This is a genomic window from Cryptosporangium sp. NPDC051539, assembly GCF_044454545.1.
GTDB lineage: Bacteria > Actinomycetota > Actinomycetes > Mycobacteriales > Cryptosporangiaceae > Cryptosporangium.
Window position 1 is genome coordinate 86081 of the sequence record NZ_JBITDV010000009.1, and the last position, 23801, is coordinate 109881.

Sequence of the window (23801 nt, forward strand, 5' to 3'; positions counted from 1 at the left end):
GACGACTAGCGCGTTCCCAGCACACGCTCCAGGGCGTCGGTCAGGAACGTGGCGGCGGCCCGTGGGTCGTCCGGGGCGTGGACGTGGCGCGCCGCGACGTACAGGTCGGGGCGGACGAGGAGCACCCCGCCGTCGTGGATTTCTCGCAAGTCCGCCCAGGTGCCGTACGGGTCCTCGATCGCCTGGCCCGGGCCGACGACCACGGCCCGGATCGCTACGCCGAGGCTCGCCGACAGCGCCGCGGCCGCGTCCACCCAGTCCTGACCGCCGATACCGGTCCACAGGCTGAATTCGCCGCCGCCGGCCAGGTCGAGGGTCGAGATCCGATGCCCGGCGCGGGTCACCCAGGTGTGCGGGAGCTTGGCCCCGGGCCACGTGGTCGGTTGCGCGTACAGCTCGGGGTCGCCGTCGTAGTCGGGCATGGGCGTGCCGTCCGGGATGACGGCCCCCGACGCGTAGCGCTGGTTGTGCTCGACGCCGTGGGCGTTGAACTCGTACGACTTGTAGGCGATCGCTTCCCGCAGTGCCGTCCGGATCTTCTCCCCGTCCGGGCCCGGCGCCTCCCGCAGCGCGAGCTGCTGCTCCAGCCGCTCGACGTTGCTGGTGTCGTCCACGTCGAGCGCCGCGATGATCCGGCCGGTGTCGGCGATGCTCTGGTTGGCCCGCTCGACGACCTGCCGGGCGATCGGAGCCCGCTCGGCGTCGTAGGAGTCCAGGAGCGACGGCTGGGCCAGCCCGCGGACGACGTGGTGCAGCTTCCAGGCCAGGTTGTACGCGTCCTGGATGGATGTGTTGGAACCCAGGCCGTTCGTCGGGGGGTGCCGGTGGACGGCGTCCCCGGCGCAGAACACGCGCCCGGTGGCCAGCCGGGTGGCGAACTGATGGTTGACCGTCCAGGGCGAGCTCGACTTGATCCGCATCTCGAAGTCGTCGGTGCCGACGAGCTGCACGGCGAGCTGGCGGATGAAGTCGTCGGTGAGGTCCGGGGGCCCGGCGGCGACCTCGTAACCCCACATGAGCATCCACTCGGTCCAGGGCTTGATCATCCGCAGGACGCCGAGACCGACGCCTTCCTTGTCTGCTCCGGGCTGCAGCATCCAATACAGGACGGACGGCCGGTGGGCCACGAAGCGGGTCAGGTCGGCCTCGATGATGATGTTGAGCGCCCCGGCCACCGCCCCCGGGCCTTCGAAGGGCAGGCCGGCGTCGGCGGCGACCTTGCTGCGGGCTCCGTCGGCACCGACGAGATAGAGCGACCGGACCTGGTACTCCGCCCCGGTCAGCCGGTCGCGGACCCGCGTGGTGACGCCGTCGGCGTCTTGGACGTGGGAGAGGTACTCGGTGTCGAACCGCACCCGCGCGCCCCGGTCTTGCGCCGCCTGCATGAGCACCGGCTCGGTGATCGTCTGCGGTGCGTCGAGCATCGTGCAGGGGCTGGCCAGCTGGTAGTCGGCATGGCGACGGATGTCGGTGCCCCACGAGGAGACCCGGCCGAGCTCGGCACCGACGAGGCTGGTGCAGAACGTGGTGTTGCCCATGAACTCCCAGGGCGTGGCCTCGCGCATCAGACGCTCTTCCAGGCCCATGTCTCGCAGGGTCTCCATGGTGCGCTGGTTGGTGATGTGCGCTCGCGGGGTTTCGGAGAGCCGCCCGTACTTGGTCAGCACCGTGACGCGGGTGCCATAGGTGGCCAGGAAGAGCGCAGCCGCGGCTCCGGCCGGCCCGGACCCGATCACCAGCACCTCGGTCTCGACCGTGGGAATGTCCGTCGTCATCAGCTCCGCCTTCGCCGTCGAAGTGCCCGGTGAGGGGCATGTCTACAGGCCGACCGCTCTGCGGACATCTGTCCGACATCGTTCGCTGACGCTGGGGTCGGTGTCAATAGCCGAGACGCCTCGCGTCACGCCCGTACCAGACGTGCCGACCACTCCCGGTAGGTCGCCCGGATCCGTTCCTCCGCCTCGGCCGGGGCGCCCAGCTCGTCCAGGCCGAGCAAGATCGCGCCGGCCAGCGGCGAGACGTCCGGGATCCGGATCGCGGCCAGGGGCGCCATCGCCTCGATCCGGGCCTGGACGTCGTCGAGCAGCAGCGGGTGTCCGGCGGCCAGCACACCTCCGCCCAGCACGACGTCGACCGATCGTTCGGTGAGCGCCAGCCGCCGCAGTGCGACCCCGGCCATCAGCCCGAGTTCTTCGGCCTGCCGGGCCACGATCGCCCGCGCCGTGGCGTCGCCGGCCGACGCGACGTCGAAAATCAGCGGCACGATCTCGTGCAGCCGGCCGGACTCGACCCGGCCGAAGTGCAGCTCCTCGGCGAGCGCCACCGCCGAGCGGGTGCGGAAGTGCCCGGCGATCGCGGCGGCCAGCGCGGTCGCCGGGCCACGACCGTCCTCTCCCCGGGCGGCCGCGAACATCGCTTCGGCGGCCATCCCGCTACCGCCGCCCCAATCCCCGCTGAGCTTGCCCAGCGCAGGGAAGCGGAAGACCGTCCCGTCCTCGGCGATCCCGAGGCAGTTGATTCCGGCGCCGCAGATCGCCGCCACTCCGGCCAGCCGCCGGGCCCCGCTGCGCAGCAACGCGAACGTGTCGTTGCCGACCACGGTCCGGTCGGCCAGCGCGAGTGCGCTCAGCCCGTCCCGGTACCGCTCCACCTCCGCCGGGAAGTCGGCGTTGGCCAGATAGGCCGCCAGCAGAGCCGCCGGCGGAGCGCCGGCGGCGGCCACCGCCGCCCGGATCGTCGCCACCACCCCGGCCAGTGCCGCGTCCGGGCCGTCGACGGTCGGGCGGAAGCCGTCGCCGCGCACGGTCGCCAGCACGGTGCCGTCGGTGCGGACCACCGCCGCGTCGGTCTTGGAGTTGCCCGCGTCGAGCGCGACGAGCACTTTCATTGCACTCCGTTCGACCGGCGGCCGGGTGGGCCGGTCGGCCTTCGGGCCGCTCGGGGGAGGGGAAGGGTTCACCGGGCCCAGGCCAGGTACGCAGCGTTCTCCGCGATCAGCCGGTCGGCCAGCGGGTTGGCCAGCTCCCACTGCCCGATCAGCGGGTGGGCGAGCAGCGCCTGCACGACCCGGTCCCGGCCGCCGCGCAAGGCGGCGTCCAGAGCCAGCTGCTCGTACCCGGCGACCCCGGCGATCAACCCGGCGCTGCCGGCGTCCAGCGGCGCGGCGGGCAGCGGCCGGGCACCGCCGGCACCGATCACCGCGGGCACCTCGATGGTCATGTCGTCGGGCAGGTACGGCAGCGTCCCGTCGTTTCTGACGTTGACCACCTGGACGTCGCCCCGGTCGGTGAGCAAGGACGCCACGAGCGCGACCGCTGCCTCCGAGTAGAACGCGCCACCGCGCCGCTCCAGCAGCTCGGGTTTGGTGTCGACGCTCTCGTCGGCGTACAGGCGGAGCAGTTGCCGCTCCATCGCGGCGACTTCTTCTGCTCTCGGCGTCGCGGTCTTGAGCTCGCGTACGACGGCGTCGTGCTCGTAGAAATATCGCAGGTAGTACGAGGGCAACGCGTTGAGCAGCCGAAGCAGCTCCAGCGGCTGGCGGACGCGCTCGGCCAGTAGCTCACCCCTGGTCTCCAGCAGTCCGGGCAGCACGTCCTCGTCGTCGAGGTAGACCGCGCGCTCCCAGGTGAGATGGTTCAGGCCCACGTGGCCCAGCGAGACCCGCTCCGGGGCGACGTCCAACACCTCGGCGAAGAAGCGCTGGAAGCCGATCGCGACATTGCAGAGCCCCAGTGCGCGATGGCCCTCGTTGAGCAGCGCCCGGGTGACGATGCCGACCGGGTTGGTGAAGTCGACCAGCCACGCTTCGGGGGCGACCCGCCGGATCTCGTCGGCCAGCTCCAGCACGACCGGCACCGTGCGCAGCGCTTTGGCCAGGCCGCCCGCACCGGTCGTCTCCTGGCCCACGCAGCCGCACTCCAGCGGCCAGGTCTCGTCCCGGGCCCGTGCGGCCTGGCCGCCGACGCGGAGCTGGAACAGCACCGCGGCCGCACCCTCGGCCGCGGCGGCGACGTCGTCGCCGGAGTGCACCTCGGCCGGATGGCCCATCGTGTCGAGCATCCGGTTCGCCATGGCTTCGAGCAGCTCACGGCGGTGGACGTCCGGGTCGACGAGGACCAGCTCGGTGACCTCGAGCGTGTCCCGCAGCCGGGCGATGCCGTCGATCAGCTCCGGGGTGTAGGTCGAGCCCCCGCCGACGACCACGATTTTCATGCTCGAACTCCGGTCAGCGTGACGCCCTGCACGAATGCCTTCTGGGCGAAGAAGAAGACGATGACGACCGGCAGCATCACGAGCGTGGTGGCCGCCATCGTCAGGTTCCAGTTCGTGTGGTGCGCGCTTTTGAACGTCTCCAGCCCGTAGGAGAGCGTCCAGGCGGCCGGGTTCTCACTCGCGTAGATCTGCGGCCCGAAGTAGTCGTTCCAGAGCGCGAAGAACTGGAACAGCCCCACCGCGACCAGGGCCGGGCGAGCCATCGGCACGATCACGTGCCAGACCTTGCGCAGCTCACCGCAGCCGTCGACGGCCGCCGCGTCGAGCACCTCGTCGGGCAGCGTGAGAATGAACTGCCGCAGCAGGAAGATCGAGTACGCGTCGCCGAAGGCGAGCGGGATAATCAGCGGCCACAGCGAGCCGTTGAGCCCGAAGGTCTGCGACCAGATCACGTACATCGGCACGATCACCACCTGCGGCGGCAACATCATCATGGCGATCACCAGGAACATCGTCAGGTTGGCGCCGCGGAACCGGAACTTTGCCAGTGCGACGGCCGGAAGCAGGCTGGAGAGCAGGGTCAACGCGGTGCCCACCCCGGCGTAGACCAGCGAATTCCGCCACCAGATCAGGAAGCCCGGCGTCCGAAAGACGTTCTCGTAGTTGCTCCACTGCCAGCTCCGCGGCCAGAACGTTCCGTCCAGCGCCTGCCGGTCCGACATGACCGACGTCAGCAGCAGGAACACGATCGGCAGGACGAAGAGCAGCGCCAGCCCGATCGCGAGCGCGTGCGTGGCGATCCAGACCAGGGCGTCCTCGCGCCGCCGTTGCCGTCGCGGGACCTCGGCGCCGGCCTCGGCCGCGGCCGTCGCGGCGATCATCGTCGTGGTCATCCCTACCTCCGCGTGGAGACGAGGCCGCCGCTGCCGCGGACGAGTACGAACGTGCACGCCATCGCGACCACGAACAGCACCACGGCGATGGCGCTCGCCGCCCCGGTGTCGAAGTGCTGGAAGCCCAAGGAGTAGATGAGCTGGGGGAGCGTCAGCGTGGAACCGCCCGGATAGCCCGGTTCCACCACGGTGCCGCCCCCGGTGACCACGCCACTGGCCACCTGCCCCGCGACGAAGGCCTGGGTGTAGTACTGCAGGGCCGCGATCACGCCGGTCACCGACGAGAACAGGATGATCGGCTGGATGTTGGGGAGCGTGATGTGCCGGAACCGGCGGATCGCGCCGGCACCGTCGAGTTGGGCGGCCTCGTACTGCTCCACCGGAACCTGCAGCAACGCGGCCATGAAGATCACCATCAGGTCGCCGATCCCCCACAGGCTCAGCAGCACCAGCGCGGGCTTCGACCAGTTCGGGTCGTTGAACCAGGACGGCGCGGGCAGCCCCACCGCGCGGAGCAGCCGGTCGACCGGGCCGTTCGGGTTGAGCACGTAGACGAACACCAGGGTCGCGGCGACCGGAGGCGCCAGGTACGGCAGGTAGAAGATCGTCCGGTAGAGCCCGCGCCCGCGCCGGACCCGGGTGACCAGCAGCCCGACCCCGATTCCGAAGATCACCCGCAGGCTGACCATCACGACGACGAGCCAGACCGTGTTGCGCACGGCCGGCCAGAAGTCGCCGTTCTGGGTGAAGACGTACACCCAGTTCTGCAACCCCACCCACTGCGGCGGGTTGATCTGGTCGTAGTGCTCGAAGGAGTAGAGCACCGTGGCGCAGAGCGGATAAACGAAGAACAGCAGGAAACCCAGCAGCAGCGGAGAGAGGAAGCCCAGGGTCGTCAACCGCCGGCGCATCTCAGCTCCCGGCTTGCTTCAGCGACGCCGTGATCTGCGCGTCCACCTGCTTGAGGGCAGCGTCCAGATCGGGGACCTGGCCCGCCTCCCACTTGTAGGAGAACTGCTCGACGATCGTCAGGTAGGCGTCGCCGTCGGCGGTCGCCACCGGCGAAACCGTGTGCGGGTCCTTCGCGATCGTGACGAACGTCTGGAACTTCGGGTCCGCGAGCAGTTTGGGCGAGGCCAGCGCGGCGTACGTCGACGGCACGTTGTGGATCGTGTTGGCGAAGGTCACCAGCGCGTCGGTGTCGGTGGTCAGGAACTTGACGAGCTCCCAGGCCGCGGCCTGGTGGGACGACTTGGCCGGGATGCCGATGATCGTGCCCGACGTCCAGCCGCGCCCGTACTCGGCGAGCTTGGCGTCCGGAACCGGGAGCGGGGCGGTCGCCCAGCCGAACTTGACGCCGTCCTGCTCGAGGTTGGCCGTGCGCCACTCGCCGTCGATCTGCATGGCCACCTTGCCGGCCTCGAAGGCGTTCTGGGTGGAGAACTCGTCACCGAACGTGTTCCGGTAGGCCTCGAGCTTCCGGTAACCGCCGAGGGACTGTCCGAGCGCCCGCATGGAGAGGAGGTGCTGCTTGACCGCCGGGTCGGTGGCGAGCGTCGGCTTGCCGTTCGCGTCGAAGTAGCGGACGCCCCACTGCGGCATCGTGTGGCCCGGGGTGTTCTCGTAGCCGTGGAAGTTCGGCATGAACCCGAGCTGGGAGTACCCGCTCGGGGTGGCCTTGGTCAGCTTCACCGCGTCGGCCTGGAGCTCGGACCAGGTTTTGGGCGGCGTCTTGATCCCGGCCCGCGCGAACATGTCGGTGTTGTAGTAGAGCCCGAACGTGTCGGCCTCCAGCGGCAAGGCGCACTGCTTGCCCCGGTACGACGTGTACTGCGCCATCGACTTGACGAACGTCGTGCCCTTGTCGATCTTGTCCCGCTGGAGGAACTTGTTCAGGTCGACCAGAGCACCGCCGCAGAACGCGCCGACCTTCGTGGTGTCGAACGACGAGACGACGTCGGGCGTCTTGGCCGTACGGACGCCCTGCAGGATTTTGTCGTCGGTGACGTTCGAGACCGACTTCACCGTGATGTTCGGGTGCAGTTTCTCGAAGGCCGCAATGTTCGCGTTGATCGCCTTGAGCTCGCTGGGCTGGCTCCAGCCGTGCCAGAACGTGATCGTCTGCTCGGCCGACGCCGGCGTGTCTTTGCCACCGGAGCTGGGCGCGCAGCCCGCGAGGACGGCCGCACCGACCGCCACTAACGCGGTCGTCACGAGCCGGCTCCGGTGCCAGGAGAAGACGGGCTTCATCGGGTTACTCCGTCCCTAGAAAGGCCTCATTCGGGTTCCGCGGCGACCGGGACAGACGCTGGCCGGTCCTGAGCTGTACTAGCGAAAACGGCGTCCCGCAGCCGGGCGAGCGCCATTCGGCGAGCCCCGGCCAGTACCGGGTCGGTGGTGATCCGGCCGAGCGCGGCCGGTACCGGGGAGATGCCGAGCGACGCCACTTCGCGCTCGACGCGCACCCGCAGCGGCTCGCCGCCGGCCTGCAGCAATGGTCCGGAAAGGACGACCAGCTCCGGGTCGACGACCACGATCATCGCGGCCAGCCCGGTGGCGTACCGGGTGGCGAGTTCGTCCAGGAACCCCTCGGCTCCGGCCGCCACGGCCCGCCGGATCAGCGTCTCGGCGGTGGCTCCGTGCAGGCCGAACTGCCGGCCGAGCTCCAGAACCGCCCGGCCGCTGGCCGCCCGGTCGAAGCCGCCGGTGGCCCGGGTGACGTTGCGGACCAGCGGTTGTCCCGGCACCGGCAGGAAGCCCACCTCGCCGGCGCTCCCGGTGGCGCCGCGGTGCAGCGCGCCGGAGAGCACGACCGCGGCGCCCAGCCCGCTGGCCGACCAGAGCAGGACGAACGTCCCGGCGTCCGCGGCGGCGCCGGCCTCGTGCTCGGCGAGCGCCACCAGGTTGACGTCGTTCTCGATTTCCACGTCGGCGCCGAGCAACTCGGTGAGCCGCTCCCGCAGAGCCGGCGCTCGCCAGCCGGGAAGGTGGGTGGCGTGCCGGAGCAGTCCCGCGGTGCGGTCGTACGCGCCCGAGACACCGACGACGGCGTGGCTGATGTGTTCGCGCTGAAGGTTGGCGGCCGCCAGGACCTGCGTGTAGGCCTCGTCGAGGCGGGCGAGGGCGTCCTTGGCCCGGCGCGGCAGAGGGATTTCGACCTCGGCGGCTGTCCGGCCGCCGAGGTCCACGATCAGCGCCTGGATCGCGTAGTGGGTGACGTCGAAGGCGACCGCGTGCCCGGCCGCGGGGTTCACCTCGTAGAGCTGGGCCGCTCGCCCCGGCCCACCGGCCGCGGTTCCCACCGCGAGTACCAGGCCCGCGGCTTCGAGCCGGGCCAGCATCTGCGAGGCGGTCGGCTTCGAGAGGCCGGCCAGCGCGCTGATCTCGGTCCGGGCCAGGCGGCCGTGCTCCATCAGCAGACGAAGCGCCGCGCGGTCGTTCAGCGCGCGCAGCAGCCGGGGCGTACCGGGTATCGAGGCATCGGCCACTGCAACCCCTTGTTAGGAAGGTTTCCAAACAAAGGGCAAGTTAGGACCGCGCCGAGGGAGGTGTCAAGAAGGCCGGAGCCGGTGCCATCGGTGAGCCGCACCCGGAGATTTCCGGCCGTGCCCTCGATCGTTTCATCGGGGTTCCTCCAGTGAGATCGTCATCGGCTGTCTCCGGCTTCGCCGGCGAACACCCGCAGCTGCAGGGCGAGCGTGGAGTAATAGCCCACGAGGGTGGTGAGTTCGAACAAGCCTCGTTCGCCGACGACACCGACCGCGTCGGCGTAGGCGGTGTCGTCCACCTCCCCGGCGGCGAGCAAGGCGCCGACGACGCGCAGGATCACCGCTTCGGCGGTGGACGCGGAGGGCGGCACCGTCCCGGTCCGGACGGCGGCGAAGTCCTCGTCGGTCAGGCCGGCCGTCCGGCCGACGGCCTCGTGCGCGGCCCGCTCGAAGGCGCTGCCCCAGTGGGCGGCCACGGCGAGAATGGCCAGCTCGCGGCCGCGGTCGTCGAGCACGCTCCGGTACCGCACGGCGGCGCCGACGGCCTGGAGCGCGCCGCCGACCGGCGGGCTGAGCAGCATGGCGTTGAACGGACCGCGCAGCTCGCCGTCCGGGCCGGTCAGCGGGAACGCCTGGGGTCCGGCGGCCCGGCGGCCCCCGGCGATCGCGTCGTACACGGCCCGTTGGTCGGCGTCGAGTTCGGCGGGGGCGAACGGGGGCAGTCGAGGTATCGCCGGGTCAGACAAGGGTCCGGCCGCCGTCGATGTGGAGCACCTGCCCGGTGAGGAACGCAGCGTGCGCCGGGAGCAGGAACAACACCGCGCCCACCACGTCCTGGGGCACACCCAGCCGTCCGGCCGGCACCAGCGTGGTCATCTCCTCGCGGCGCCCCGGCAGGCCCCCCTTGGACGCCGCCTGCTCGGATCCGGCTGCGCTCGACAGATCGCCGCAGAGCACTTCCACGCCTGCGGTCTCTTTCTGCAGGAGCGACAGCTTCTCGGCGTCGACGTCCACGACCAGTGGCCGCGCGCCGGACTCGGCCATGCCGCGCGCGCAGGCGGCGCCGAGGCCACCGGCGCCGAGTACCAGCGCGCGTGCGCCCTCCAGCCCGAGCCAGGTCATCGCTGCTCCGGCGCGCGGTCGGAACGGGAAGGTAGTGGTTTCACGGGTGATCCCCATCTGGATTTCGACGGTGCTTGCCGCGGAAGGTCACGCACGCCAGCGGGAGAGGCGGCGCTCGGCGGTTCGGAGGACGACGTTCACCAGCACGGCGGCGGCGCAGACCCCGACGACCACGGCGTCGAGCTGGGCCGGCTGCAGTGAGCCCGCCAGTTGGCTGATCAGCGCGCCGACGCCACCGGTCGAGAATAGGACCTTGGGCGACGACGACACCGTAGCGGCCGGTCTGCGGTCGGCGGCCGCTCCGGTGCGGGAGGCGAGCGGGCGGGTCGTGGCGGCGGTGAACGTCGCGGTGAGCTCGAGCGACTGGTCCAGCCCGCGGTTGGTCCGGGAGCTGCGCCCCCCGCTCGTGCGGACTTGCGCCGAGATCTCGCAGCTGCTCGGTTACGCCGGCTGACGGGCTCCGTAGGCGGTCCGGGAGAAGGCGGCCCCTGACCGTACGGGCTCGCGGTGTCGTTGAGAGGCAAGGACGAGCCAGGTCGCCGACCGGCTGCGAGCCGGCGTCGCCCGGATCAACGACGCCGGGCGACCGACGTCGCCCGGACCGGTGACGGCTTGCTGGTCGAGGGCGGTCTGCAGGCCGGATGGTCTTCCGAAGCGGGACATCAGCGCGGGGACGGCCGAGGGGCGTCGGTTTTGGCTTGGCCGGGGTGCAGGTCCCGGCGCGTCGCGAGGCTGGGCAGGTGGGCCACGTCGTGGCCCGGGGCGCGGTGGCCGTCCTCGCCGACGTCCAATCCGAGAAAACCTTATTGTCCGCGGACATCCGGACAACAATTCATGGCGCCGGCCGGCGCCAGCAAGAATCGACCGGAATAGTTGACCGCCAGGTCAAGGACAAATTCCGGAATTCATTAGCGTTCCTTGACTGTCGGGGCCGGATCCGGTGATATCCATTTCACCCGGGTAAGGGGAACCGGCCACCGAAGAAATGGTGCGGTGGTCGATCCCGATCCACTCCTTGCGAGTTGGAGGAAGGAGGTGGAATACATGTCTGCACCGACCACGACGCCGCAGGCCCAGGCCCCGAAGGCGGACGAGAAGAAGCAGGACGAGAAGGCGACCTTCAATCTTGAGGTCAGCGAGCAGGAGCTGCTCGACGAATTCGGCGTGCTGAGCCTCGCCGAATACACGTACGGCGCCTGAGCGGTTCCATGAAGTTCCGGTAAGGCCGGAAAGTGTATGCCCGCCGGGTCGGCGCCGGTCCGGCGGGCATACGCCTCCGTTCACCATCGGTGGTCATTTCGAGGGAGGTGGCTCGTGGCCCGGTCAGCGCTCAACGACACAACGAGGCCAGACGAGACGAACGCGAACCGTGCGGGCCTGGGAATTGCCATCGTCCTCTGGGTCGGCTTAGCGGTATCGCTGCTCGGTGACAATTTCTACCGGGTCGGCCTGACGTGGGACGTCACGGCGTCCGGCGGGGCGGCCCGGGCGACCGCGCTGGGCGCGGCGATGGCGATTCCGATGGCGGTCCTCGGCCTGTTCGCCGGCACGCTCGTCGACCGTTGGAACCATCCGGCCACGATGATCGTCACGGATCTCCTCCGTGCGGCGGTCGTCGGCGTGTTCGGGCTCCTGTACATCATGTCGTCCCAGCCGGCGTTCCCGCTGGTGCTCGTGTTCGCCGCGCTGCTGGCGGGTTCGGGCGCGTGCTTCACACCGGCCTTCCAGGCCTGGCTGCCCGACCTGTTTCCCGACCGGGAGCGGCTGATCCGCTTCGATGCCCTGTTCCTCACGACGATCAGCGGCATCGGCGTCGTCGGCCCGGCCAGTGCGGGACTGCTGTATCCGGTTCTCGGCTTGCGCGGGCTGCTGCTTTTCGACGCGGTGACGTTCGGGGTCTCGGCGGTGGCGATTTGGTACGTGGTCCGCCACCATGCGAAGCCGGCCGCCGCCCTCACGTCGGCTCCCGAGCCGCGGCCGCCGCGTCCCGGTCTTGTCAGCGGGACGAAGGAGGGGCTCGGGTACATCTTCGGGAACCCCGTCCTCCGGGCACAGTTCACGGTCTTCCCGGTGATGGAGTGCGCCGCCTACGCGCTGATGTTCGTGCTGCCGCTCTACCTGATCGAGACCGGTCAGGCCGAGAGCTGGCTCTTCGGGGCGCTGCTGGCCGCGAACGCGGCGGGCCGGGCGCTCGGCGCCTGGCTACTGGTCCGGAGTCCGCTGCGGCATCGGCGGGGCGTGGTGCTGGCCGGCAACTTCCTGACCCAGGGTCTCGCTCTCGCCCTGTTCTGCGCCCTGCACGACCCGGTGCTCGGGCTCGTCGCGTTCGCCTTGATGGGGCTGCCCGCCGGGGCCAGCCAGGTCGCGCTGTCGTCCTGGGTCCAGACCGACGTGGACCGCAAGATCCGCGGCCGGGTCTTCGGCACGCTGACCACCTTCGTGCTCTGGTTCATGCCGTTCGGGCCGGTGATCTTCGGCTGGGTGTCGACCTCCTTCGGGCCGCGCTGGGCGGTGGCGATCATCGCGGCCACGTTCCTCGGGGGCGGCGCGCTCATCGCCGCGTCCCGCGCTGTGAGGAGTCTGCGATGACCATGCAACCGATGCTCGAGAGCCCGGCGCTGGACGCCCGGTGGGCCGAGTCGTTCACGATCACCGGCCGTGGCGACGTGGTGGTGGCCGCCAGCACGGTGGACGGTCCCCGGCTGCACCTGGCCGGTCCGGGCACCAGCCCGGAACCCGTGGAGACACTGGTCAGCACCGACCAGCTCCTCCCGGTGGCCCGTGGTGACCGGATCGCGTTCTGGGCCCGGCTGTCCGACGCCGGACTCGTTCTCGTCGTGGCCGACCTGGCCGCCGACACGCTCACCGAGCTGCCGGTCCGGGCGCCGCTCCAGCCTCACACGGTCGCGTGGAGTTCACCCGACGAGCTGATCACGAGCGAGCGTACGGCCGAGGGCACGGCACTGATCAGGGTGGCGGCCGACGGGAGTGCTCCGCCGGAGGTCCTGTGGCGGACGTCCGGGCCCGCCCGGTGGATCGACCCCGTGCCCGACGTCGGCCCGGACGGCCGGATCGTGCTCACGGTGGCGACCGACGCCTCCCAGGACCTGCTCGTCCTCGACCCGGCCGACGGCACTGTGTCGACCCTCGTCGCCGGAAACCGCAGCGCGGCCCCGACTCAGGGCCGATGGAGCCCGGACGGCCGGCGCGTGCTCATCACTGTGCGCCGCCGTCGTTCGACCCAGACCCTGCTGGCCGACCTGGACGCCGGGGTCCTCGAATCGCTGGATCTACCGTCTCCGCTCGCCCTGCCCGTGTTCGACGAGAGCGGTTCGCGCCTCGCGTTCGCGAGTGCCGCCTGGCCCTGGACGCGGCTGCTCGTCTACGGGATCGCGGACGGCCGGATCACGGCGGCGCCGCTCGCGGACGGCGAATGCGGCGAACGTCCGCTCTGGTACGGGGACGTGTGTTTCTTCGTGGCGTTCGGCCCGGACCTCCCTCCGGAGGTACGCCGCTGGCGCCCCGGCGACGAGGAGACCGTCACGGTCGCGCCGTCGGCGTCGCTGCCGAAACGGACGACGCCGACCGTGCTGCGGATCCCGACGTCCGAAGGCTTCGACCTGCCTGCCCTCGTCCACGAGCCGGCCGGACCGGTCCGCGGCACCGTCGTCGAGCTGCACGGCGGACCGTCGATGCACTGGCGCGTGGCATGGAACCCGATCCTGCTGACGATGGTCGCCGCTGGCTACCGGGTGGTACTCGTCGAGACCCGGGGGACCACGTTCAACGCCTGGCCGATCCCACCGATGCCGGTGACCGAGCACGGCGTCCAGGAAGTCGTGGACGTCGGCTACTGCCTGGAGGAACTCGTCCGCCGGGGGCTGGCCGAGCCCGGACGGATCGTGCTGGCGGGCCACAGCCACGGCGCCTACGTGGCCTACCGGGCGTCGCAGACCGATCAGCCGGTCGCCGGGGTCATCATGACCAGCGGTTATCTCCAGCCGGGCACGCTGGCCGACAGCGCCGACCCCGAGGTGCACCGATTCGCTGCGACCGCCTACGCGTCCGCGGCCGCCGACGGAGTCCTTCCGGCCCGCTGCCCGGTGCTGGCCGTGCACGGCGAGCGCGACCGTCAGGTGCCCGCCGACGCCGCCGCGGCCACGTTCGCGCGTCTGGCCGGCACCGGTCATCGCTGGGTGCTGCTGCCGGGCGAGGAACACGGATTCCGTCAACGTCGCAGCGCGATCGCGTACGCCGCCGAGGCCGTCGCGTTCCTCGACCGGGTCACGGAAGGAGTGTGAGCACGATGCCGTCAGCCAAGTCCTACGACGTCGTGGTCGTCGGCGCCGGACCGGGCGGTTCGACCACCGCGTCCTTCCTGGCCAAGGCGGGGCTCTCGGTGCTCGTCGTCGAGGGCAAGCGGTTCCCCCGCTGGCACATCGGCGAGTCGCTGCTGGCGATGTCCCTGCCGATCTTCACCGAACTCGGGCTCCTCCCCGATCTCCAGCGGTTCCAGCGCAAGCTCGGAGCGCTGTGGGTGTGGGGACCGGCGTTGTCGCTGATCCGCCTGGACATGCCGAACCCCGGTTATGCCTTCCAGGTGCAGCGGGCCGAGTTCGACACGCTGCTGATGAACACGGCCCGAGCCGCCGGAGCGGACGTTGCCGAGGAGTGCTGGGCCCGGGAGCCGATCTGGGACGCAGCCGGGCGAATGTGCGGGCTCCGGGTCCAAAACGCGGACGGCGCCACCAGCGAGGTCTCCGCCCGGTACGTCGTGGATGCCAGCGGTCTGTTCCAGTTCCTGCCCCGACAGCTCGGCCTGCCGATGGACCTCTTCGGCCCGCAGCGGGCCGCGGTCACCGCGTACTGGCGGGGTGCGGCCCGCCCCAGCGACCCGTACGGCGGCGACGTGATCAGCGAGGCCTGCGCCGACGGCTGGCTCTGGTTCATCCCGTTCGCCGACGGGCAGGTCGGGGTGGGCTTCGTCGGTGACGCCGTCGACGTCACCCGCGACACCGAGGGCGTGCTCGCGAGGCAGATCGCCAGCTCCGTGATGATCAAACGCCTGCTGGACGGCGCGGAGCGGGCGCACCAGCCCCGGCTGCTCAAGTACACCAACCACATCGTCCGCTCGCCGATGTGGGACCGCGGGTACGTGCTCGTCGGTGATACGGCCGGGTTCGTCGACCCGCTATTCTCCACCGGGATCCACGCCACGGTGTACTCGTCCTCGCTGGCCGCCGCCGGGATCGCGTCCGTGCTGGCCGGCGACCTGGCCGACGAGGACGCCGCGGCCTGGTACGACCGCCGGGTCCGTGGTCACTACCGGCGCACCACCGAGATGACCCGGCTCCTGTATGCCGCCTACCCCGGATCGAGCCGGTTCTGGCGGGCGCGGTCGATGGCCGACATCGACGAACCGGCGGCCGAGCGGCTGCTGAGCGCCATCGGCGCGGGAAGCATCGCGCTGATCAGCCGGGCCGTGGCCGACGGGGCCCTGCACCTGCCGGACGCGATCAGCCGCCTGCTTCCCGGCTTCAGTTTCTCGCTGCCGCGCACCGCGCTACCGCCCGACACGGTGCTGAGCCTCGCCGACGAGGTCTCGGTGCGTCCGGACTGGACCCGTCGCGGCACCACGGTGGTGCCGGCCGTGCTGGTGAGCCATCGCCGCCAGCGGGCACCGGAGCTCGACTTCCCGATCGGAAGCAGCGGTCACCGCCTCATCCAGGCGATCGACGGCCGGCGCAGCCTCGGCGCGCTGCTGGCCGAGTGCGCCGACGACGACAAGGAGCGCCGCGTGCTCGAGTTGACCGTGGGCGGGCTGGTCAGCGCAGGCATCCTCACCGGCGCTACCCGGCCCGCGGCTTTGGCGGGAGCGGATCATGCATAGCCGGCACGTCGTCCTCGACCCCGAGCGGCTCGGTGTCGCCGGCCTGCCGCTGCGCGAGCTGGGTCTGGACGACGCCGGGGGACCACGGAGCGCGTACCTGCTGCGTCCGTTCCTCGACCTCAGCCCGTTCGAGTCCGGTCCGAGCGACGCGTCCGCGGTGGAGTGCGCGTTCCACCAGCTGGCCGACGAGACCGCCCCGCGGCACTCGATCCAGACACATCCGGCGCCCAGCCTCCGGACGCTGCTGATCACCGAAGCCGGGCTGCCCGCCTACGACGTGCGGCTCGCCGCCGAACTGCCCTACCGGCTGCGCACGCCTCGCTGGCAGTACCTGGTCGAGCTGGTCGCGGCGGCCGAGCGGCCGGGGGTGCTCCCGGCCGAGCGGCAGCTCCGGCTGGCCACGCTGTTGAACACGATCGGGCTCTACGGCGAGACCGCGCGCCTGTTCGGTTCGGTCGCCGACGCCGGCCCGGGGGCCGACCCGGTGACGACGACGCTGCGCATCCGCTACGCGATGGCCGTGCACCGCACGGGACACTCGGCCGACACCGCCACGTTCAACCTGCGGGTGCTGCGCGACGCCGCCGAAGACCCGGGCGGCGAGCCCCACGTCCGGCTGGGTGCCGCCGTCACACTGCTGGTCTGGTTCGCCAAAGGCCGGGCGCGCGACGTCGAGCAGGTCCGCTACTGGCGTGGGGTCGCCGAGCGGCTCTATCCGCTCCTGACTCCGGACGACGGGCTGCCCGACGTCCTCGCCGCCAGCACGTTCTGGCGGGCGGTCAGCTACACCCGGTATCTCGACGGCGACTTCGCGGGCACGGCCGAGGAACTCGACCTCGCCGAGAAGTACGCCCACGAGTTCCGGCCGCGCGACGACGTCGAGTGGATGCTCTGGAGCCAGAACATGCACCCGCTGCTCGAAACCCGGGCGAGGGAGGCGTTCGACGCCGGGAACCTGGCGCTCGCCCACGAACGGATCGTCAAACTCGTCGAACTCGATCCGCTCCACCCGAAGGTCCACCTGCACGCCGGGAACATCGAGCTCGCCGCGAACCGTCCGGAGTCCGGGCTCGCCGCGTTCCGGGCCGCCGCCGACCTCGGGGCGCCGTGGACGTCGTTCGCCTGGTTCATGGTCGGTCACTGCCTGGAGCTGCTCTCCGACCCCCGGGGAGCCGCGCAGGCACACGTCCTGGCGGTGCGGGCCGATCCGGCCAACGTCGACGCCCGGCGCCGGATCGCGGCGCTCCCCGGGCACCTCGCGGGCTGGGCCGAGACCTCACTCACCACGATCACCCAGCGGCTGCGCGAAGCCACCGGACAGACGGGAGCGGTGGCATGAGATTACGGGTACTCACCGCGACCGGGGTCCTGGCCGACCACGGTCTGCTCGGCCCCGACGTCGGTGCGCTCTCCGGCGTCCTGCTGCGACCATTCCTGGACCTGCTCGGCGACACCGGGCCGATCAACGCGCGGACGACTCGATACGCCGGACTGAGCGTCGGTGCCGACGATCCGGACTGGCTCGCACCGCAGGGGAACGTCAAGCGGGCGCTGCGGCCGAACCTGATCCGGGAGACCGGATTCACCGACTACGACGTCACCTGGCCGTCGCAGCTGCCCGAGCACCTGGTCACCGATCCGTGGCGGGCCTTGAGCGAGTCGGTCGCGCGCCGGTCCGGGCTCGACCCCGACGCGCGGTACCGGGTCGTCTGCGCTCTGTACCGGGTGGGCCTGTTCCGGGCCGCGGTGGACGTGGCCGGGACCCCGTCCACCGACGAGATCGCCGCCGACGACCGCACCGGGCTCACCGCGCTACGGGCCGCCAGCGCCATGTCCAAGCTCGGGCACTCCACCCACAGCCTGGTTCCGTACTCGGTCCGCGTGTACGACCACGCGCCGTCCGGGGGCCGGGCCCGCCTCGCCGCGGCCGTCAACCTCGCGATCCACTTCGGACGGGCGACGAGAGACCGCGCCGCGACCGAGCTCTGGTCGGCCCGGGTCGACGAGGAGACGGCGCGGCTCTCACCCGGCGACAGCGACGTCGATGCGCTGCTGGAGAGCGTCGCCCTGCGCGCAGCGTGCTTCGGCGCGTTCGTGCGGGGGGACCACGCGGATGTCGCCCGCACGCTGGAGCGGGCCTGGGAACTCGGCTGCCGTGTCCGGGCGAACCAGCGGGTCCCCGCGGTGCTGGCCGAAGAGAACCGCTACGCGCTGTTGGAGACCCGGATCAACGCCGCGGTGGCGCGCGGCGACCGCGAGGCGGCGCTGACCTACTCGGCCGCGCTCACCGAGCACGACCCGCTGGAACCGCGGGCCTGGCTCCAGCTGGGCGCCGTCCACACCGACGACGGCCGGATCGCCGAAGCCCTGGCGGCGTTCCAGGAGGCCGTGACGCTCGGCGCGCCGACCAGCGGCGCCGCCTGGTACTGCGTCGCCCGCAGCCAGGAGATGCTCGGCGACCTCCCGGCCGCCTGCCACGCCTACGGGAGCTCGGTGGCGGCCCAGCCGCTGGGCCTCACCGCGCTCCTCGGCCTGCATCGCACCGCGGCCGCGACCGGCCGGGCGACGCTGGCCGATTGGGCCCGGCTCCGGCTCGAACATCTGCGCGGCGCGGTGAAGCGGCCGCTCGCCGCCGACGAGACGAGGTGAACATGCACCCGGCACCGCAGAACGCCCGCCCGGTGGACCACGGCTCCGTGCCCTTCGATCCGGTCGACCCGAACGCCGACCGCGCCGTCGAGCACTTCGTCGACCTGCGCCGGTCCGGCCTGCTGCGCTTCGCGCAGCTCGTGCGGACCCGAATCGACGACACCGATGCCGCCTGCCTGGCGACCTGCCTCCGCGTCGTGGACGACACCCGCGAGGACTGGCCCGCCCTCGCGCTCCACCCGTACTACACGCAGTGGTGGGCGCGGTTCTCGCTGGCGATCCGCGCCGGTGACACGCACGCGGTGTCGACGCTGATCCCCGAGCTGGCGCGGTTCCTGGTGATCCCGCTGGCGCGGCACGGCGGGCTGGGTGGCGTCACGCTGACGCTGCCTCCTACCGGCCGGGAGCTGCGATTCCCGGGTCACCGGCGGCACGTCGTCCGGCCGGCCCCCTCCGGCTCCGACCGGGTGCCGGTGACGGTGACCGGCGACGACGTGGAAATCGGACGCGGATCGGCCGCCGTCCGGGTTCCGGTCGCCGATCTGCTCGACGAGGAGGCCACCGGCGCGACGGGCTTCCTGGTCAGCCGGGCCCGGATACCCGGCACGCGAATCGAGGTGGATTCGTCCGACCCATGGCTCGACGAGTACCTCGTCCGGGAGAGCATCACGAAACCGTCGCCGGGCCGGTCGCGCGACGACGTGACGCCGGTCGCGATCGACGCCCCCGGCTTGGCCCGGCTGGCCGGGACGCTGACCGGGCTGTCTCTCGTGTGGCCGGAGATGCATCGCGAGCTGCTCGGCTACGTCCGGCTGGTCGTGCCGTTCTCCAGCGAGGTGCGTGCCGCGTTCAGCAACGTCGCCTGGCACGGCGCCGTGTTCCTTCGTCCGACCCTCGACGACGAGGTGGCCAACGTGGAGCGGCTGGTGCACGAGACCAGCCACCTCCGGCTCAACCTCGTGATGGCGCACACCCCGATGCACGACCACGCGCCGGACGACGTCCTGCCCTCGCCGTTCCGCGCCGGCCCCCGTCCGGTGACCGGGCTCTACCACGGCGCGTTCGTGGTCACCCGCGCGGCGATCGCGCTCGACCGGATGTACCAGCAGGGCGGGCACGCCGCCTACGCCGAACGCGTCCCGATCCTGCTCGCTCAGGTGACGGCCGCGCTCGTGACCCTGCGCCGGCACGCCCGCCTCACCGCGACCGGGAGTGCCCTGCTCGACGAGGTGGCCGAGCACCTCGACGCACTGTCCGACGTCTACGGCATCGCCGATGCCGCGGAACCACGGGTCTACCAGGAGCTCTGACACCGATGACCACACCGCAGACCCTTCCGGCCCCGCCGGAGCCCAGCGCGCTGTTCGGCAGCGGGCTGGACGATCTCGCCGTAGCCGATCCGGCCAACGACCCCTGCTTCGACTTCGTGGCCGCCCGGCTCGACGCGGCTCTGACCCGGGTCGCGCGCCGGTTGTCCGGCCGCATCGACGGGGCCGCACACGCGCAGCTCGAACTGGCCGCCGACGTGCTGGCAGCCCTCCCGGACGCCGCGCGGCGACGCGTGGTCACCCATCCGTACTCGATGTACTGGCTGGTCAAGCAGTACGAGCGCTGCCTGGTCGGCGACCGGGCGCAGATCGAGACGGCCATGTTCGACATCGGGCGGTTCGTGCTGCTGCCGGCACTCCAGCACGACTGCCTTCCCGACCGGGAGCTGCTCGTCCGTGCTCGCGGCGGCCAGCTCCGGTTCCCCGGCTTCCCCCGGCACGTCCTGCTGCCGTACGGCACCCCGGACGGGCCGGTGCGCGTCGGGATCGAGGACGACCGCGTCACGTTCCGGGCGGCCGGGTGCGACATCCACGTGCCGGTCGAGGAACTTCTCGGACGGGCCGAACCCGGCGGTGGTTCGCCGGTGGCGCAGCGCCCGGTGATTCCCGGCAGCGACATCGAGGTCGACGGCACCGATGCGTTCGTCGGCGAGCTCATGACGTCGATCAATTCCCGGCCGCCGATGCCCGGCTACCCGCCTCGCGACCTGGCCGGCATGCCGTTCGTCGGCCCGGCGGCGCTCGACCACCTCGGCGCGGCCTGCGATCTGCTCGATCGGGCCTGGCCGGAGGCCGGCGCGGAGCTCCGTTCGTACACCCGGCTGGTGGTTCCGTTCGTCAGCCGGTGCTACTCGACGTTCGCCGAGGCGGCCTTCCTCGGCGCGGTGTTCATGGGGGAGTGCCGCCACCCGTTCTCCGACCTGATGTACACGGCCGAGCACCTGCTGCACGAGCACAGCCATCTGCGCCTCCGGCTCATCATGGAGCAGGATCCGGTCTACTACGGAGACCCGAACGCGCTGGTGACGTCACCCTGGCGCCGCGACCCGCGTCCGCTCATCGGCATCGTCCAGGGCGTGTTCGTGTTCGCTCGGGTAGCCCGGTTCCTCCGCCGGGCCTACGACCTGCTCGGCGAGGAGCGGTTCGCGGTCCGGCACCACGAGGTCACGGCCGACCTGCGGGGCGGACTCGAGACGCTGCGCGACCCGGCGCTCGTCCGATTCACTCCGGTCGGCCAGGCGATCGTCGATCAGTGCGAGCTCGAGGCCCAGCGATGAACGTCGGTCCCGAGCCGAGCTTCGATCCGGCCGACGGCCCGGAGGATCCGGCGTTCCGGCACTACTCCGACGCCTGCGCGCGTTCGCTGGCCGCGCTGCTCGGCCAGGACGACCGGCATCCGGCGATCGGGGTGGCCCGGACGCTCGCCGGCGCGCTGGACCGGCCCGCGCTCGATGCGGCCGCCCGGCACCCGCTGTACCGGCACTGGCGCGCCCAGTTGCCGGCCCGGGTGGCGTCCGGCGACACCTCGTCGGTGAGCGCGTGGCTCGACCATCTGCCGCGGTTCCTGCTCGGCGCGGCTCTGCGGACCGGGTCCGACCTGCCCGGCGTCCGGGTACCGCTGTCCCGCGGCGGCCAGCTGCGCCTGCCCGGTCTGCCCGGCCATCTGGAACTCGGCCCGGACGCCGGGCCGGAGGTGCTGGTCGGACAGTCCGACGGGGTGCCGTGGGTCGAACACCGGGGCCGGACCGGGGAGTATCCGCTGGTCGCGGGAGGCGCACCGAGGGTCGATCACCCCGTTCTGCCCGGCACCGGCACCGGCACCGGCATCGAGCTCGACGCGACCGATCCCTGGTTCGTCGATTCGATCACCGACGCCAACGCGGCCAGTGATTCACCGGAGTACCGTCGCCGCGACATCACCCCGGCGAGCGCGACCGAGCACCAAGAACTGTTCGGCCGGGCCGCCCGGCTGATCGATCTGGCCTGGCCCGCGTGCCTGGCCGAGCTGGCGGCGCACGTGAGCGTCATCGTTCCGATCGACTCGGTGGCGCTGGCCGGCTGGACGACGGTCACCCAGCTCGGTGCGATCTATCTCCGGCCCGGAGGAATCAACGCGGACGACGGGGCCGCGACCGGAGTCGTCGACGACCCGGTGATGTACACGGCCGAGGCGATGGTGCACGAAGGTGGCCACACCCGGCTGCAGGTGCTGTCGCTCGGTCAGCCGCTGTTCGCCGACGGAGCCGCGAGCCGGCCGCTCCGGTCGCCTCTCCGTAAAGACGTCCGCCCGGCGGGCGGCGTCTACCACGCGGCATTCGTGCTGGCCCGGATGACGGTGTTCCTGTGCCGGGCCGCGGCCGCGACCGGCCGGACGCACTACCTGGCCCGCGCGGCCGAGTGCCACCACGACCTGACCGTGGCGTCGGAGGAACTGTTCGCCCAGGTGGCGCTCAGTCCGCCGGGACGCCGCCTGCTGGAAGAAGCGGTAACCGCGGCCGACGCCGCGTACGCCGGAAATCGAACCGCATCGGGAGTGATGTCATGACCACGCTCACCATCCGGCTACGGCCGAGGACCCAGACGGTCACCGACGGCCATCGGCTCGTTCTCCGCCTCGGCGACACGATCACCACGATCGCCCCGTTCGACGAACTCGCCGAGCAGCTCTTGCACCACCTGGTCGCCGGTGTCGGCGATGACGCGCTGGTCGCGGACATGACCGAGGCGTTCGGCGCCGACGGCCGCGATCGCACCGAAGAGATCCTGGCGACGCTGACCGGTCTCGGCTTCATGGAGCACGTCGAGGTGCCGGCCGACATCCACCCGGCCGACCTGGCCCGGTTCTCCCGGCTGGTCGACTTCTTTTCCCAGTTCGAGGACTCCGGTACGGACCGGTACGACTACCTGCGGAAGCTGATCGGCGCCCGCGTCGCGGTGCTCGGCACCGGGGGCATGGGGAGCTGGATCACGTACAACCTGATGTGCATGGGTGTCGGCAACCTCCGGCTGATCGACGGCGACGTGGTGGAGGCCTCCAACCTCAACCGGTCGATCCTGTACTCCGAGGAGGACATCGGCCGGCCGAAGGTGGAGGCGGCCCGCGACGCGGTCCTCCGGTTCGCGCCGCGGACCAACGTCGAGATCCACCACCGGTACATCGACGGTGACGGCCCGCTGGCCGAGCTGCTCGATGGTGTCGACCTGCTGGTCGGTTGCGCCGACAAACCGGCGTGGCTGATCCGGGAGTGGGTCGCCCGGGCCGGTCAGGCCGCGGGGGTACCGACGTTCAACGTCAGCGGTGGACGGGTGGGCCCGCTGTACGTGCCCGGGAAGACGAGCTGCCAGATGTGCGACTGGGCGGCTCTCGTCGACCGCAACCCGCGGCTTCCGCGGCTCGTAGAACTCAACCGGCGCCTGCCCCGCGGGAACAGCGGATCGCTGACGGCGCTGGCCATGGGGGCAGCCGCGCCGGCGGTGTTCGACATCTTCCGCTTCCTGAGTGGTTACGCCCCGCCGCGGAGCTTCAACGCCGTTCTCGAGATCGAGGAGACCGGAAACACCCCGGTGCCGCGGCCGCCGCACCCGGACTGCGTCATCTGCGCCGGAGAGGTGTCCGACGCCGGAGGTGAGCTGTCGGCCCCGGCCGGCCTGGTGGCGTCATGACCGGAGTGCCGGCATGACGGCGGCCGAGCTCGCGGCGGAGTTCGACCCACGGCAGTTCCGTGACGTGATGGGCCAGTTCGCGACCGGCGTGGCCGTCCTGACCGTGCGGGACGGTGACCTCGTGCACGCGAGCACGGTGAACAGCCTGACGTCGGTCTCGCTGCGGCCGGCGTTGCTGCTGGTCTGCCTGGCCGGCGACGGCCTGGCGGCCAAGTCGGTCCGGTCGGCCGGTCGCTTCGCGCTGACGATTCTCGGTGCCGACCAGCTGCGGATCGCGCGTCGGCTGGCCGATCGCGGCCGGCCCCGGGGACGGGATCAGCTCGCCGGCATCGGACACACCGCCGGTCGGGTGTCGGGCGCGCCACTTCTGGACGGTGGGATCGCCTTCGCCGAGTGCACGGTCGCCGGGATCCTGCCGGCCGGTGATCACGACGTGGTCCTCGCTCAGGTCGAGGAGTTCGCCACCGGAAACGGACGAGCGCCGCTGACGTTCCACGGCGGCACGTACGGACGATTCGAGCGACTGCCGGAACCCGGCTGCGCTCCGGAGTAAGGG

At 71.5% G+C, this 23801-nt stretch carries 22 protein-coding genes; 12 read left to right on the plus strand and 10 right to left on the minus strand.

Features of this window, described 5'->3' with window-relative positions:
- Positions 1-5 precede the first annotated feature (5 nt).
- The 10 genes from ACIBZJ_RS26965 to ACIBZJ_RS27010 form a co-directional block, all read right to left on the minus strand.
- Entirely contained in the window at positions 6-1775 is a 1770-nt protein-coding gene (locus ACIBZJ_RS26965) for an FAD-dependent oxidoreductase (protein WP_395934281.1), read from the minus strand.
- A 125-nt stretch (positions 1776-1900) separates the two neighbouring features.
- Positions 1901-2887: an N-acetylglucosamine kinase gene (locus ACIBZJ_RS26970; protein ID WP_395934283.1), complete on the minus strand. Its 987-nt coding sequence runs from the start codon at positions 2885-2887 to the stop codon at positions 1901-1903.
- A gap of 68 nt (positions 2888-2955) precedes the next feature.
- On the minus strand, positions 2956-4212 hold the full coding sequence (locus tag ACIBZJ_RS26975) for a 6-phospho-beta-glucosidase (protein WP_395934285.1): 1257 nt from the start codon (positions 4210-4212) through the stop codon (positions 2956-2958).
- Complete coding sequence (locus ACIBZJ_RS26980; protein ID WP_395934287.1) at positions 4209-5105, minus strand: carbohydrate ABC transporter permease; 897 nt, start codon at positions 5103-5105, stop codon at positions 4209-4211. The genes ACIBZJ_RS26975 and ACIBZJ_RS26980 overlap by 4 nt, the downstream gene beginning before the upstream one ends.
- Before the next feature lie 2 nt (positions 5106-5107).
- Positions 5108-6016 (minus strand): carbohydrate ABC transporter permease, encoded by a 909-nt coding sequence (locus ACIBZJ_RS26985; protein WP_395934289.1) that lies wholly within the window; start codon positions 6014-6016, stop codon positions 5108-5110.
- 1 nt (position 6017) lies between these two features.
- On the minus strand, positions 6018-7355 hold the full coding sequence (locus ACIBZJ_RS26990) for an ABC transporter substrate-binding protein (protein ID WP_395934291.1): 1338 nt from the start codon (positions 7353-7355) through the stop codon (positions 6018-6020).
- 26 nt (positions 7356-7381) lie between these two features.
- A complete protein-coding gene (locus ACIBZJ_RS26995) occupies positions 7382-8593 on the minus strand; it encodes an ROK family protein (protein ID WP_395934293.1) in 1212 nt (403 codons plus the stop codon).
- Positions 8594-8751: 158 nt separating this feature from the next.
- Entirely contained in the window at positions 8752-9339 is a 588-nt protein-coding gene (locus ACIBZJ_RS27000; RefSeq protein WP_395934295.1) for a carboxymuconolactone decarboxylase family protein, read from the minus strand.
- Positions 9332-9715 carry an SDR family oxidoreductase gene (locus tag ACIBZJ_RS27005; RefSeq protein ID WP_395934297.1) on the minus strand — a complete coding sequence of 128 codons (384 nt, stop codon included), beginning with the start codon at positions 9713-9715 and terminating at the stop codon, positions 9332-9334. The genes ACIBZJ_RS27000 and ACIBZJ_RS27005 overlap by 8 nt, the downstream gene beginning before the upstream one ends.
- Positions 9716-9802: 87 nt before the next feature.
- The gene (locus ACIBZJ_RS27010; protein WP_395934299.1) at positions 9803-9985 is read right to left on the minus strand and encodes a hypothetical protein; all 183 of its coding nucleotides are present in this window, start codon (positions 9983-9985) and stop codon (positions 9803-9805) included.
- On the opposite strand from ACIBZJ_RS27010, the gene ACIBZJ_RS27015 reads away from it, so the two are divergent.
- From ACIBZJ_RS27015 to ACIBZJ_RS27070, 12 genes are all read left to right on the plus strand, one after another.
- Entirely contained in the window at positions 9969-10169 is a 201-nt protein-coding gene (locus tag ACIBZJ_RS27015) for an IclR family transcriptional regulator C-terminal domain-containing protein (protein ID WP_395934301.1), read from the plus strand. The two genes, ACIBZJ_RS27010 and ACIBZJ_RS27015, sit on opposite strands and share 17 nt — an antisense overlap.
- Before the next feature lie 590 nt (positions 10170-10759).
- Entirely contained in the window at positions 10760-10915 is a 156-nt protein-coding gene (locus ACIBZJ_RS27020) for a hypothetical protein (RefSeq protein WP_395934303.1), read from the plus strand.
- A gap of 114 nt (positions 10916-11029) precedes the next feature.
- Complete coding sequence (locus tag ACIBZJ_RS27025) at positions 11030-12304, plus strand: MFS transporter (RefSeq protein WP_395934305.1); 1275 nt, start codon at positions 11030-11032, stop codon at positions 12302-12304.
- The gene (locus ACIBZJ_RS27030) at positions 12301-14016 is read left to right on the plus strand and encodes a S9 family peptidase (RefSeq protein WP_395934307.1); all 1716 of its coding nucleotides are present in this window, start codon (positions 12301-12303) and stop codon (positions 14014-14016) included. Before ACIBZJ_RS27025 ends, ACIBZJ_RS27030 begins: the two co-directional genes overlap by 4 nt.
- A gap of 5 nt (positions 14017-14021) precedes the next feature.
- Complete coding sequence (locus ACIBZJ_RS27035; protein WP_395934309.1) at positions 14022-15605, plus strand: NAD(P)/FAD-dependent oxidoreductase; 1584 nt, start codon at positions 14022-14024, stop codon at positions 15603-15605.
- On the plus strand, positions 15598-16944 hold the full coding sequence (locus tag ACIBZJ_RS27040; protein ID WP_395934311.1) for a hypothetical protein: 1347 nt from the start codon (positions 15598-15600) through the stop codon (positions 16942-16944). The genes ACIBZJ_RS27035 and ACIBZJ_RS27040 overlap by 8 nt, the downstream gene beginning before the upstream one ends.
- Positions 16941-18254, plus strand: a complete 1314-nt coding sequence (locus tag ACIBZJ_RS27045) for a BTAD domain-containing putative transcriptional regulator (RefSeq protein ID WP_395934313.1) — start codon at positions 16941-16943, stop codon at positions 18252-18254. Before ACIBZJ_RS27040 ends, ACIBZJ_RS27045 begins: the two co-directional genes overlap by 4 nt.
- A 2-nt stretch (positions 18255-18256) precedes the next feature.
- Positions 18257-19564 (plus strand): aKG-HExxH-type peptide beta-hydroxylase, encoded by a 1308-nt coding sequence (locus tag ACIBZJ_RS27050; RefSeq protein WP_395934853.1) that lies wholly within the window; start codon positions 18257-18259, stop codon positions 19562-19564.
- A gap of 5 nt (positions 19565-19569) precedes the next feature.
- Positions 19570-20859, plus strand: coding sequence for an aKG-HExxH-type peptide beta-hydroxylase (locus ACIBZJ_RS27055; protein WP_395934315.1), 1290 nt, complete (start codon positions 19570-19572; stop codon positions 20857-20859).
- The gene (locus tag ACIBZJ_RS27060) at positions 20856-22127 is read left to right on the plus strand and encodes an aKG-HExxH-type peptide beta-hydroxylase (RefSeq protein WP_395934317.1); all 1272 of its coding nucleotides are present in this window, start codon (positions 20856-20858) and stop codon (positions 22125-22127) included. The genes ACIBZJ_RS27055 and ACIBZJ_RS27060 overlap by 4 nt, the downstream gene beginning before the upstream one ends.
- Entirely contained in the window at positions 22124-23245 is a 1122-nt protein-coding gene (locus ACIBZJ_RS27065) for a HesA/MoeB/ThiF family protein (RefSeq protein WP_395934319.1), read from the plus strand. Before ACIBZJ_RS27060 ends, ACIBZJ_RS27065 begins: the two co-directional genes overlap by 4 nt.
- 13 nt (positions 23246-23258) lie before the next feature.
- Complete coding sequence (locus ACIBZJ_RS27070; protein ID WP_395934321.1) at positions 23259-23798, plus strand: flavin reductase family protein; 540 nt, start codon at positions 23259-23261, stop codon at positions 23796-23798.
- Positions 23799-23801: the final 3 nt, after the last annotated feature.